Origin of the sequence: Calothrix sp. NIES-2100 (assembly GCF_963875285.1) — a bacterium.
Classification (GTDB): Bacteria; Cyanobacteriota; Cyanobacteriia; order Cyanobacteriales; family Nostocaceae; genus Aulosira.
The window spans coordinates 4,179,412-4,193,343 of sequence record NZ_CAWNLA010000001.1 but is presented as its reverse complement, the minus strand read 5'-3'; the positions used below and the strand labels follow the sequence as shown (position 1 = coordinate 4,193,343).

General features: G+C 40.3%; 8 protein-coding genes. 5 read left to right on the top strand and 3 right to left on the bottom strand.

What is annotated here, in order from left to right; genetic code table 11:
- Positions 1–132: 132 nt before the first annotated feature.
- Positions 133–1,431, bottom strand: coding sequence for a homoserine dehydrogenase (locus tag AACU32_RS17110; RefSeq protein ID WP_096608048.1), 1,299 nt, complete (start codon positions 1,429–1,431; stop codon positions 133–135).
- 147 nt (positions 1,432–1,578) lie between these two features.
- A complete protein-coding gene (petH, locus tag AACU32_RS17105; protein ID WP_096601461.1) occupies positions 1,579–2,898 on the bottom strand; it encodes a ferredoxin--NADP reductase in 1,320 nt (439 codons plus the stop codon).
- 389 nt (positions 2,899–3,287) lie between these two features.
- On the opposite strand from petH, the gene AACU32_RS17100 reads away from it, so the two are divergent.
- The 5 genes from AACU32_RS17100 to AACU32_RS17080 all read left to right on the top strand — a co-directional run bounded on the left by AACU32_RS17100 (position 3,288) and on the right by AACU32_RS17080 (position 12,364).
- The gene (locus tag AACU32_RS17100; RefSeq protein WP_339377994.1) at positions 3,288–3,416 is read left to right on the top strand and encodes a hypothetical protein; all 129 of its coding nucleotides are present in this window, start codon (positions 3,288–3,290) and stop codon (positions 3,414–3,416) included.
- A 1,003-nt stretch (positions 3,417–4,419) separates the two neighbouring features.
- Positions 4,420–5,424, top strand: coding sequence for a phosphoribulokinase (locus AACU32_RS17095; RefSeq protein ID WP_096601458.1), 1,005 nt, complete (start codon positions 4,420–4,422; stop codon positions 5,422–5,424).
- A 393-nt stretch (positions 5,425–5,817) separates the two neighbouring features.
- Positions 5,818–7,092, top strand: coding sequence for a methionine adenosyltransferase (metK, locus tag AACU32_RS17090; RefSeq protein WP_096608047.1), 1,275 nt, complete (start codon positions 5,818–5,820; stop codon positions 7,090–7,092).
- A 649-nt stretch (positions 7,093–7,741) separates the two neighbouring features.
- Positions 7,742–9,466, top strand: coding sequence for a sensor histidine kinase (locus tag AACU32_RS17085; RefSeq protein ID WP_096601455.1), 1,725 nt, complete (start codon positions 7,742–7,744; stop codon positions 9,464–9,466).
- A 441-nt stretch (positions 9,467–9,907) separates the two neighbouring features.
- Entirely contained in the window at positions 9,908–12,364 is a 2,457-nt protein-coding gene (locus tag AACU32_RS17080) for a hypothetical protein (protein WP_096601452.1), read from the top strand.
- Positions 12,365–12,438: 74 nt separating this feature from the next.
- Here AACU32_RS17080 and AACU32_RS17075 read toward each other — a convergent pair whose 3' ends face one another.
- Positions 12,439–13,299, bottom strand: a complete 861-nt coding sequence (locus tag AACU32_RS17075; RefSeq protein WP_096601449.1) for a DUF4388 domain-containing protein — start codon at positions 13,297–13,299, stop codon at positions 12,439–12,441.
- Positions 13,300–13,932 lie beyond the last annotated feature (633 nt).

Genomic DNA, 13,932 nt, shown 5'->3' with positions numbered 1-13,932 from the left:
CTAATAAAAAAGCAGCCTTTGAGTAAAAGGGGAGAAAGCATAAATCCATAGATTTAAAGGTGAGGGTTTTTATCTCTAACCCATAAGTTTTGCAATAGCAAACTTCGCTATGAATTATTCTCCCCTATTCCCTCACAGTACACGCAGTAAGCTAGGAATACTATCTATTGCTTCCAAGTTACGAATTTCTGTCAAAGCTTGGCGAAAGTCACCTTCTTTCACATCGTGGGTAACTACAACAATTTCTGCTAGTTCTCCCTGAAAACCAGTTTGAACAACTGACTCTAAGCTAACGCCATAATTGCCAAAGCAAGTACCTAGTTTGCCAATTACTCCTGATTGATCTTTAGTGAGGAACCGGGTATAAAAGCGAGTTACTAGTTCTGCTATGGGTGCAATTTGACAGTAGTCTTGATGCCTACAAGCTAAAAGAGGATTGGGTTTTGCAGTGCTGGCTGTTTCTGTTTTGAGTGTTGCCACTAGATTTAAGATATCTGATGTGACGGCACTAGCAGTCGCCCCAGCACCAGCACCAGGGCCAAAAAACATTACCTGCCCAATTGGTTCGCCTTCCACCAAAATCGCGTTATACACGCCGTTGATGCTAGCTAAGGGATGTGCTTTAGGTAGTAAGGTAGGATGAACTCTTACAGATAGCTTTGAGGTGTCCTGGGCATGAAGTTTGGCGATCGCTAGTAATTTAATCACAAAGCCTAATTTCTCCGCATAGGCAATATCTGTCTTACTAACTTGGCGAATTCCCTCACAATAAACATCTTCCAGGTGAATGCGTCCACCAAAGGCTAATGAGGCGAGGATGGCAATTTTATCGCCTGCATCTAAACCATCCACATCAGCGGTGGGATCTGCCTCAGCGTAGCCCAATCTTTGCGCATCAGCTAATACATCCTCAAAATTGCTGCCTTCTTGCTGCATCCTTGTCAGGATGTAGTTGGTAGTACCATTGACAATACCCGTAACTGTGTGAATGCGGTTGACACTTAAAGACTGCTTCAGGGGTTGAATCACAGGGATACCACCACCAACTGCGGCTTCTAGTAAGACGTATACTCCAGCTTGATTGGCACTTGTGAAGATTTCATTGCCAAAACGGGCGATCGCAGCTTTATTGGCGGTGACAACATGCTTACCGTTTTTGATCGCTTGGAGAATTAGCGATCGCGCTGGTTCTAATCCACCCATCACCTCCACCACTATATCTACCTGTGGATCGTTGACTATAGCTTCTAAATCTGTAGTTACTACACCTGCTGGTAGTTCTACATTCCGGAGTTTATCAGGCGATCGCACTCCCACTCGATATATTTCTATTTCTTGCAATAACGGGTGACGCCCAGTTGTATCTTGTAACAACTGTACAGTACCCGTCCCTACAGTCCCTAATCCCAGTATTCCTAGCTTCACACCCACAACTTTTTTACCAAATTTCACCACTAACAATTGTAGGGTGAGCTGTTCGCCCACCCTACAAGTTATGTTTTATCATTTGTCATTTGTCCTTCGTCATTTGTCTAAAACCAATGACTAATGACTATTGACTAATGACTATTGACGAAATTAGTAAGTTTCTACGTGCCAGCGCCCAGCTTTCTTGAGTTCCTTCTGGTAATCACTCCAGGTAACTCCTTCCTTCGCCGCAGCAGCAGTCAACGCCGCATCGATTCCATCTTCCATACCCCGCAAACCGCAGATGTAGGTGTGGGTTTTTTCTTGTTTAATCAACTGCCACAGCTCGTCTGCGTGTTCTGCAACTCGGTCTTGAATGTACATTCTGCCACCTTGGGGATTCTTTTGTTCCCGGCTGATAGCGTAAGTGAGGCGGAAGTTATCCGGATACTTCGCCTGCATTTCTTCCAATTCTTCCTTATACAGAATGTTAGGAGTTGTGGGTACACCAAATATTAGCCAAGAAAATCCCTTGAACTGGTACTCAGGATTCGCTGCTCTTTCTTTATCCTTAAACTGGCGCCACAGGTAAGCCCGCATCGGCGCAATACCTGTTCCGGTTGCCATCATGATAACGTTAGCATCGGGGTCGCTGGGTAATAACATTTCCTTACCCACTGGCCCTGTAATTTTGACATCTGCTCCTGGTTCTAAGAAACACAGGTGAGTTGAGCAAACACCGTAGACTGTTTCGCCTGTTTCTGGGTGCTTATACTCCAACTGGCGCACACACAGTGATACTGTTTTGTCATCGACATCATCGCCATGACGAGTTGAGGCGATGGAATAAAGTCTGAGTTTTTCCGGCTTGCCGTTCTTGTCTACTCCTGGTGGGATAATGCCAATACTTTGACCTTCTATATATTTCAAATTACTGCCAGTCAGGTCAAACTTGATGTGTTGAACAATACCGATCCCACCTTCTTGGACTAACGGCTCGTTAGATATACACTTCCCAATAAAAGGTGCATTGGGACGATACGTGTTTACAGGAACATCAGCGTGTGCGTCTTTTTTGGATCTCGCTTGAGTCATGGTGTTGCCTTTTTGATCCTTCTTCTTAAGCTGTTCTTCAGCTGGTGCATTCACAGGTGTGGCTTGACCATTGCCCTCAATGTTAGCAGTATTCCCAGAGGTAGCTATATCGTTCACTTCACTGTTAGCAATCCCCAATGAGGCTTTTCCATTGAATTGCTGTAGAGCACTTGCTCTTTGAATGCTAACAATTTTGCCGCCTAGGCGAGTGATACGTCGCATTTCTTGATTCATGCGGTTGTAAGGCACTCTGATGAACACACTGCCACTGTTACGAATTTGGTAGTTCGTTTGGTCAGTTTGTTCGTTCTGACGCAAACCCACCACTTCGTATACGAAGACGCGGCTACCTAATTCTGTGTTGGCAGCACCCTCAACAGCACCTTGTTTGTTCATTCCTTCTACCACTCCGATGTTTACTTAACCGTTTTTCAAAAAAAAACTTTTCCTATCACTAGCCAGCTTTAGTTTACCGGATTTTCGCATCACAAAACTGGCAAAGAAGGAAAATGGCATCAAGAAATTACGCCTTGCTAAGTACACTCACCAAAGACAAGCAGGCAGCCCAAACACACACCTGTTCACCTTCTAAGTTAGAGGATAAGTCTTCTAGAGAATGTTAATAATGAGTCAATTTAATGTTTTTTTGTGAATTGATACTCCCCGAACTGAACAAATATCGCTACGGTTACTTAATTCTTCTTTAAATATGTTATCAAATATACTATGATATCTAAGTAGCATTTAGCCAACCGTGCATTTTTATTGTTGAGCCACTGACTCTGATGCAGGGGTTTCACGCCAGTTCCTTCAAGTCTCTTAACTTGCAAGAGCGGATTGGCTCCTTAATTAGAGCAACTGGCGTTCCAGATTTACCAGATGCATTTAAATCTCGTCCAGTATTAAGCTATTAGGCTTTTAAATTGCACAGTCGCTCATGAAGTTCGTTGACCGCTGACGGTTAACTGTCAACGGTCAACAGTTAACAGCCTAGTTTGATAAAATCGGTAAAATCCATCAAGCAAGAAGGCAGTTACACCAGATCTAATTACTTTATATTTTACTTGTCTGGGAAATTCAGAGAAATTGGCATCACTCTCCGTTCCCAGTTAACCGATGATTTTTCCACATCCCGGAAGTATTCATTTTGCGCATCAATTACTGCGTAGTTTTTGCAAAAAATGTAGTTGCCTTGTGCGTGGCATCTTTAGGTATATTAGTAATTCGTCGATGCAGTTTAGATATTGTCAGTTTGTGTTTTTTGTAAAGCTTCATGAGTGATGAGTCCTTTGTTATACCCTGCGGGTTCAGCTTTAGGCATTCTCGTCAGTGTAGCTGCGATCGCGTCTATGCCAACACAAATTACCCATAACCCAGGAATACCCTGGTGTCACAGATGACAACCGAGATTGTTTAATGCAACTTGCTAACTCATTCTTGGGATAGATTTTGGCTGATGAATCTCTGGGATATTACGCGATCGCAAATTAAAATGCGGAAATTGCCAAAATTTTGTGGCCGAATAAAACCATACATTATAAACTTGATTAATAGGCACACAAACAACTAGCAGTCTTTACCTGGCTGCTTGTGCTAGTGAAGAGATGTCTATTGAAATTAGCAACTAAATCATCAAGATGATTGATGAACCATTTGATTCTTCCTGACAGTAAACTTGTATAGGATAACCCCTTCTGTTAAAATCAAATATACCACTAGGATTAAATACTTACCAGCAACAAATTCAGGCTAGGCAGGCGAGTAATAACTATTACTATAGTTGTATACGCGCTTGACTTCTTATGGCGCTGTGGGTAATAAGAACGCCGGAAAAACCAATGGGTAAACTTTTGGCTTCAAAATCTGCTGTGTGAAAAATTATTGATTGACACATTTTTTAGTATCTAGAGGAGATTTATGACAAGTAAGCCGGAACGTGTGGTACTAATTGGAGTAGCTGGAGACTCTGGATGCGGTAAATCTACGTTTTTGCGTCGTTTAATCGATTTGTTTGGGGAAGATTTAATGACAGTTATCTGTTTAGATGACTATCATTCCCTAGATCGCAAACAGCGCAAAGAAACAGGAATTACTGCTCTTGATCCTAGGGCGAACAACTTTGACCTGATGTATGAGCAAATTAAAGCGCTCAAAAATGGTCAAGCAATTGATAAGCCGATTTACAACCACGAAACCGGTATGATCGATCCACCAGAGCGGATCGAGCCGAATCACATCATAGTAGTGGAAGGGCTGCATCCTTTATATGATGAGCGGGTGCGTGAGCTAATTGACTTCAGTGTTTATTTCGATATCAGCGACGAAGTCAAAATTGCTTGGAAGATTCAGCGAGACATGGCCGAAAGAGGTCACCGCTATGAAGATGTCTTAGCGCAAATCAATTCCCGTAAGCCTGACTTTGATAAGTTTATTGAACCACAAAGAGAATTTGCTGATGTAGTTCTGCAAGTATTACCCACCAACTTAATTAAAAACGACACAGAGCGCAAAGTCCTGCGGGTGCGGATGCTCCAAAGGGAAGGTAAAGACGGCTTTGAGCCAACCTACCTCTTTGATGAAGGATCAACAATTAACTGGACACCTTGCGGACGGAAGCTGACTTGCTCCTACCCTGGTATGCAACTGTACTATGGTTCAGATGTTTACTACGGTCGTTACGTCTCAGTATTGGAAGTAGACGGTCAATTCGACAATTTAGAAGAAGTGATTTACATCGAAACCCATCTGAGCAAAACATCTACCAAATACCAAGGTGAGATGACTCACTTGTTACTCCAGCACCGTGAGTATCCAGGTTCCAATAATGGAACTGGTTTGTTCCAAGTCCTAACTGGGTTGAAAATGCGCGATGCTTACGAGCGTTTAACAGCAAAGGAAGCCAAATTAGCAGTTCAAGTTTAAAACAGCAGTATTTGTGTCAAAGCTTTGGGGGGTGCTTGAGGGTATCTCCCTTTTTTTGTGTGCCAAAAAACATTTTTACCCAAAAATATATATTTTTTTGTAAAAAGTATTTAATACCAGTAATAAGTTGTCGAAAAGTTAAGAACAGACCAACTATTTAATGTGTAAATATTGTTATGATTTCAGAAATTAGAGTAACTGAGCTAAATAATCACCAAGAAGGGTGGGGTTTGAGTCCTTCTCTTTTAGAGATAGGAGGAAAGTCAAGCCCCGCCCGTGAGTGGTAAGTTGTGATTGTCAGTAGCAAAAACAACTGACGCTCAATCACCCAGATTAATTCCTGGGGATGAGTTAAATTTACTCAGTGAAACACTCAATGAAGGAGGAATACCTTTGTCTAGTAGATATCTTTTTACCTCCGAGTCAGTTACCGAAGGTCATCCAGATAAAATCTGCGATCAGATTTCTGATACGATTCTTGATGCCTTACTGACACAAGACCCCACCAGTCGTGTAGCGGCTGAAGTAGTGGTTAATACTGGGTTGGTGCTAATTACAGGTGAAATTACCACGAAAGCCAATGTTAACTATGTCAATCTCGCCCGCAAGAAAATTGCCGAAATTGGCTATACCAATGCTGATAACGGCTTCTCATCCAACAGTACCAGCGTACTAGTGGCGTTAGATGAACAATCACCTGATATTGCCCAAGGTGTGAACACTGCTCAAGAAACCCGCTCTGAAGATAGTGATGAACTATTCGACTCCATTGGTGCAGGCGACCAAGGGATTATGTTCGGTTTTGCCAGCAACGAAACACCAGAATTGATTCCCTTGCCGATTAGTCTTGCCCACCGCATTGCGCGGCGGCTAGCAGCAGTTCGCAAAACAGGTGATTTATCTTACCTACGCCCCGACGGCAAAACCCAAGTTACCGTCATATATGAAGATGGGCGACCAGTAGGTATTGATACAATTCTGATTTCCACCCAACATACAGCTAGCATTGGGGAAATCACGGATGAAGCCGCAGTCCAAGCCAAAATCAAAGAAGATTTGTGGACAGCAGTAGTTGAACCTGTGTTTGGCGACATTGAAATTAAACCAGACCACGAGACACGTTTTTTGGTCAATCCCACTGGCAAATTTGTTATTGGTGGTCCACAAGGCGACTCTGGTCTGACAGGACGGAAAATCATTGTAGACACCTACGGTGGTTATTCCCGTCATGGCGGCGGCGCTTTTTCTGGCAAAGACCCCACCAAAGTAGACCGTTCTGCGGCTTATGCAGCGCGTTATGTGGCTAAAAATATTGTCGCCGCAGGTTTAGCAGAAAAATGTGAAGTGCAGCTAAGTTACGCCATTGGTGTAGCGCGTCCTGTGAGCATTTTCCTAGATACCTTTGGGACTGGCAAAGTCGATGATGAAATTTTGCTGGAATTAGTCAAAAAGCATTTTGAACTGCGACCAGCAGGAATTATCCATGCTTTCAATTTACGCAACCTGCCAAATGAAAGAGGCGGACGTTTTTATCAGGACGTCGCGGCTTACGGTCATTTTGGACGCAATGATTTAGACTTGCCCTGGGAGCGTACCGACAAAGCCGACTTATTGAAGCAAGCAGTCAACGAATCACTTTCCGCCGCGATCGCTCAAGCACTCAAGTAACCCAATGTAAATATTAGCAGCGATCGCTAGATATGACAGTATATCCTCTGACTTGATGGTAGTAAACTACTTCCAAGCAGAGGATTTTTATTGCGCAAATCATGTCATTTGTCAATAGTCATTTGTCATTTGTCATTTCTCCCCTGCCCCCCTGCCCCATGCCCAAAGATAGTTATTGGTTAATTACAAGAATTGGTGATAAGATTGGAAAGCGGTCGGTCAGTCGATAAACAGCGGTAATTTTGATACTCTTTGCCGTAGGAAACTCAATTAAAATGCTTTTGACAGCGTGAAGGTAGCTTATGGAAGGCTAGAGAAGGGTAAATTATTTGCTTACCCGTTAACTCGACATAGCTGCAATTAATGCTGTGTGGAAGTAACTTAATTAAAAAGATATACTTGTAGGGGTGCATTTAGTTTAGGGAAGCGCTTTTTATGGAAAAAGCGATTTTTATTGACCGTGATAGCTCGTATTAATAATTTATAGTTAAATAACTGGAATTTAATCAAGGTCATGCCAATTATCTCGTGAGAAATAATTTGCTCTTGTCACAAAAAAAAGATAATTTAGGTCTTAATCACTAATACAATTTTTGCCCAAGCCAGACCAATGTGATGAGTTGTATGGGAGGGTAAGGAGATTTGAGGGATGCAAACTCAAAAGCGAATCCCTGTTGACAGCAGTTCGCAAAGCAAAACAGTGCCAGCTCAAGAGCCATCGACAGACGAACTCCCAACTATTGAATTTCCTTCACGAGGGAAACTCAAAGCGAGTTCTTGGCGCATACATCAAAAAATTGGCTATGGGTATTTTGTAGCCATTGGGATTGGTTTTTTTGGTTCACTCACTGGTTTGGTAATTGCCAACTATTACCGGGGAAGAGAAATAACACAACTAAATCAAGCTCATCAGCAAGGACAACTACTAAATAACTATAAAGATGCGGTAGTGGGGGCACAATTATATAGTTCCAACTTAGTTGCGGTATTAGAAGAGCCGAAACGGCTGCAAACTCAAAAAACTGAGTTTCTCAAAAGTGTTGATGAAGCTAAAAAATTAGAATCAGATATTAATAATTTTATAGATAAAAATCCTCAACAATTAGCAGCAACAAGTACCACTTTAGAAGCTTTATTAGAAGATTATTCGACTAATTTAGAGTCTTATGTTAAGCAGATAGATTCTGTTTTACAGCAAATTGAATCTCAGCCAGTGCAGACGCAGCAAATTTATGCAGCACGAGAGCGATTACTGAAAACTATGCGTGGCGACACAGCTACGCGGCTAGAGCAGCTTTCGCAAACACTGAGTAATATCTTAGAGTATGCTGAATTCCAAGAGCAAGAAAGAACAAGAGGTGTAGAGCAGGCTAAAGGTGTTGAGAGATTAATTGTGATCATGAGTATGCTGGTATCAGTGGCGATCGCGGCCATTGTAGCTTGGCGGACTAGTCGCGCGATCGCCGAGCCAGTGATCACGGTTACCCAAGTAGCGGAACAGGTAGCAAGAAAATCCAATTTTGATTTACGCGCACCAATCACCACAGAAGATGAAATTGGCTTATTAGCTAAATCTTTAAATCGTTTAATTGAGCGAGTATCAGAACGGACTAAAGAATTACAACAAGCTAAAGAATTAGCCGAAGCCGCTAGCAAAGCAAAAAGCATATTTCTCGCCAATGTCAGTCACGAATTACGGACACCACTAAATGCTGTGATTGGCTTGAGTCAACTGCTACAAGATGATGCTAACGATTTAGGTTTATCGGGAGATTTTACTACTGATTTAGAAACAATTAATGCTGCTGGTAGACATTTACTCGAACTAATTAACGACATCCTTGACTTATCAAAAATTGAAGCCGGGAAAATGAATCTCTACCCAGAGACATTTGAGATTGCGACACTAATTAATAATGTCGTTCTCACCGTGAGATCGGCTGTAGAGAAAAACGGCAATATTTTAGAAGTCGATTGTGATGAGCAACTGGGTATAATGTATGCCGATCAAACTCGGATGCGGCAAGTATTGTTAAATTTGTTAAGTAATGCAGCTAAATTTACCACAAATGGCAAAGTTACGCTAACAGTTAAAAGTGAAAAAGAAGACTTAGCACCAGAAGCGCCTTTTGGGATCATAACTTTTACTGTGAGCGACACAGGAATTGGCATGTCACAAACTCAACAAAAGCAGTTATTTCAACCTTTTATCCAAGGGGATACATCAACTACGAAAAAGTATGGTGGTACTGGTTTAGGGTTAGCAATTAGCCGCCATTTTTGCCAGATGATGGGTGGTGAAATTCTCGTCAAAAGTCAGCTGGGTGTGGGTTCTACTTTTACCGTGCGTTTACCTTTGACGGTGCAAGAATAAGGGTCTTCCAAATCAAAAAATATTCCAATTTTAGGGGCACGACACCGATCAATTCTCTGTTTTACCGAGAGTCTGCGGAAGCCGTGCCCCTACTTGTCGGATAATTCAGGGCATAATTAAACATAAGATGTCATTGCGAGGAGGAACGACGAAGCAATCCCAGTCTTTGCGATTGCTAAAGAGCGGTAAGCCGCTACGCTCCTACGTTCCTCTCTACGAGACGCTGTTCGCGTTCGCTGCGGACAGAACACATTATATTTAGTTATACCAATTCTATGTGAAGTTGCGCTATATTCGCTCTCACCCTATAAGGGTGGGGCTACACAAACAAAGCCCACCTTCGTGGGCTAATTAAACGCATCTTCATCCATAAACGGTATTATACTCATCTACTGATTCTGCCATCTATCTTCTACTTTATCTTTCAGACCAATATTTAGAATGACTTACTCAAATTCTCCATCTCATGTCCGTTTAATTCCCAGTCTAGAAAAAGGTATATTACCTGACTTATTAATTATAGATGCAGAAATTACTAAAGCATGGAATGAATTACCACAAAATATATGGGTTTATGGAGGTGAAACTCTAGCATCTTTAAAAATAGAAGATTTACGAACTAAAAAACTTGTCTGGCAAAATGTGCAATGGATTGAATCTAAAGATTTATTATTACCAGAGTTTTCTTTTATTAATCAAGAAGAAGCTTTAGCTGGTGCTTATCTCACCAAAGAAACTGTACTTTTAACTTTTGAGGGTTACCGGATTACACCACTAATTCCTCTCAATCCTAAATTGTTAGAGTATTTAACACCGGAAGATATCATTCGCCGGATTCAATTCCAATCATTTAATAATGATGATGAGCCTTATGTCAGGATAATTTTAGATTTACCACTAGCAGGTTTAAACAATGGCAATCCCCCTGCTAATTATCGCATATTCAAAGATTACCCCATCAAAGAAGAGAATGCTTTAGCAGAAGTGCCTGTTATAGACGTTTGGCCTAATTTTAAAGCCAAAGGTTGGCAATCCTATTACGCATTTTACTACGATGGCGAACACAAAAATGACACTTTTCAGATTTACCTACCGGAAGCCAAGCAAACCCATATTTTCAAAGATGGTGGGGGTTCCTACCAAATAGCGTATTTAGAGCAATTTCCATATTTTATTATTTGTCAGGGTCAAGATAAAAAAAATCTAGGTTTAATTCTACTGCAATATCCAAGTGAAATTGAGTGTAGAAGCTCATGGATAATTGGGATAGACTTTAGTGCTGATTTTACTAATATTTATGTTAATAGATATGGTGTAGTAGAACCTTTAAACCTAGAAAATTTACTTTTACAGGTAACAGAATATGACCCAGGAACTCTATACCCACTTTTGTATGAATACTTCATCCCTATAAATTTTATTCCTGTGGAAAAACCTCTTCCTCTATCTAGTGTATTAACAATTAGAGGGAATACTGGGTCAAATCAGGAAGATTGGCAACCAATTTTTGACGGTCGAATTTATGTACCAGATCGCAATCGATTTAAGCCTCAAGAAGACTGGATTAAAACTAATCTCAAATGGGAAGATTCACAGGACTTTAGTTACAATCAACTGTTTCTCAAACACTTAGCTTTACACATTTCAGCTATAGCAGCCAAAAACTATGTCAGGGAAATTCAATGGTCATTATCTTTCTCATCAGCTTTTTCTCTTAATGACCAGTATAGATATGCTCAGACATGGCAAGATTTAACGAAGGAATTACAAGCCAAGACAGGAATTATTCAGAATTCTCCACAGATAGATAATGTAGACTATTTCCGTTCAGAAACTTTAGCATTTGCTCAATATTTTGCCGACCAGGAAGAACACGACCTAATTAATACTACTTGTATTTATATAAAAGATGATACTTCTCATATATCTGTTTGGGAGGAAAATAATCTGATTCATCAATGTTCAATGATGTTTGCTGGTCGAGATTTATTTTCTCAATTTTTAGAACTCAATCCTATGTTTATGGAGAGTAGATTTGGGATTACTGCTGCTAAAGTCAAAGGATTAAAAGGTACTGCATTTAATCCCAAGCTAGATTTGTGGGTGCGATTAGAAGGTGATAATTGGCTAAATAATAAACGAAAATTTATAGTAGATCAACCGGATTTTCAGGAATTAATACAACTGATAGCAATTGGGTTTTCAGGTTTATATTATTATGTAGGAATTATTTTAAAAATTCTGCACGCCGAAGGTAAATATAGCCGCAATGAAATCACTCCCGTATATATAGGTGGCAATGGTGGTCGATTTTTGCAATGGCTGGCTGAAGGCTGCAGATTTGATCGCTATTCGGAAATTAATAAATTATTCAGCCGAATGTTGAGTAAAGCATCTGGATTTGAAGATACAGAAATAACTACGCGATTAAGCCAAAATCTGAAGGATGAAGTTGCTTGCGGTTTAGTTCTCAATAAAACTAAGCTGCAAGTAGCGAAGAAAAAAGATAAAGACTCATTGATTACAGGAGAATATTCTGAAGTCAATGGTAGACCAATAAACTGGAATCAGCGCTTAGAATTGTTAAAAAACGAGGATGGTATTGAGCAATTTAAAATTCCTAAATTAGAAATATTACCGCAGTTTCTTTATGATTTTGATATGGCTTTGGAAGAACTAGATATTAAAGGAATCAAACCACTAGAAGGGTATAAAAGAAGTCCAGAAACCCAAAATAACGAAAAATTATGGCGCGAAACCAACCGCGAATTGACAAATATTTTACTCAAAATCAGGGGTAAATCAGATGAAATTCGCTTAGAACCTGCTTACATATTAAGTTTGAAGGCTATGTTGAAGGTTTTAGGTAAGCAATGGGCGGCTAAATGGTCAAATTAAATATTTTGCCAGAATCTGTCTGTTGACTGGACAGAAATCTGGCAATAATCAGGGTTGATGGCGATACTATTTATTTAGGCTTTATTGCGCATAAAACCCACAAAATTTGTCAAAAACGACTTACTAATAGATGGTTTCATGTTAGACTCCAGTACCTCATCTTCTGGAACTGGGGAAGTAAATGAAGCAGCAGGAGTAACTTGAGAGTTTTCTTCTATTAAACCGATGACAATTAGTCGGTAAGCAATTTGCTGTACAGTTTCTATTGGGATGCCAATCTGACAGGCGATATCCTTGAGAGAAATATTACCGTTGACAAATTCCCAGACTTGCCATTCTTGAGCGTTAAGCTGGATCTGGGGTTGTTTTCCACTCACACTTGACAAACTAGAAGTGGGTTTGGGAAATTTTTTGGCTAAAGCACTCCAGTCTCGGACTAGTCGCAAACTCGTCAGCGTCACCTCAGTAGCTGACATACTTAAACCCGTCATCTCTAATAAGGGTAAAGGTAGTGTTTCTACTTGATTAAATTGAAATAGACCATCCTGACGTTGAAATAAGTTACAGATTGGTTTTAATATCTGGTTGTGAAACAACAGTTTTATTTGTTCTGGTTGCAGTAAGCCTTGGGATTTAAGAACTAAACCCAGAGGCTTATTGATGAAGTTTGACGAAATCTGTGTGACTCTAGAAATAACGCGCTCACTAATCCATCCACGTTCATCGATCATTAATGTTAAGCCTTGTTTGTCTAAGCGATCGGCAGCTGCAATCACTCGACCTTGATGCAACCAGATGTAGTAAACTTGCTCTTTTTTATTATCATTGGTGTTTGATGAAACATTGATGTAAAGTACACCTGACTTTTTTCCTTGCGCTAAAAATTGCAGTAGTTCTGGTAGAGGAAAATCAGCAAAATTCCCAGTAATTGCCATAATATCACCCTGTCTTTTGGTTAAAAGAGTCGTCAGTTATGCAAAATTTACGAGACTACAATATCTCTGGATTGAGAATCAAGTAAATACTAGTTGAGGTTAAACTCCAGCAATAAATACCTGATTTTTACAGTTTTTCTCAACTGTGCAAGGTAACATGAAAACCTATAATAAAAAAATTACTACTTCAGCTATGGAGTCGTGTAGAGTTGACTTACAATATCGGAGGTCAGTTATTTTCCTTAATCAATCTAAGAGCTAGTAAAACCTCTACTTCTCACCAAGCACCATGAAAATCAGTATGGCTGAAACCAATAATCATGAGCTTTTACATTCTTTGATTCATCAAGGTAAGAATTTTACGCACCTGCCGAAATTCGCTCTTTTCAATATGCTGCTAGTAGTAAAATATAAGTATGAGCCTTGCGAAACCTGTAGTTGCTGCTTTAAAACCAACAATAGTACTAAAATCACCCAATTCTTTTCGCAATAGTTCCGACATATCTTTTTTCGGTAGATGATGGCACATGGTATTGAGCAATGTGAATTCAATCAGCAGAATCATTACTTTAGGAGGCAATCATCAATGCTCGACATAATTTGAATTCACTTGGTTATGATAGAATTATTAAT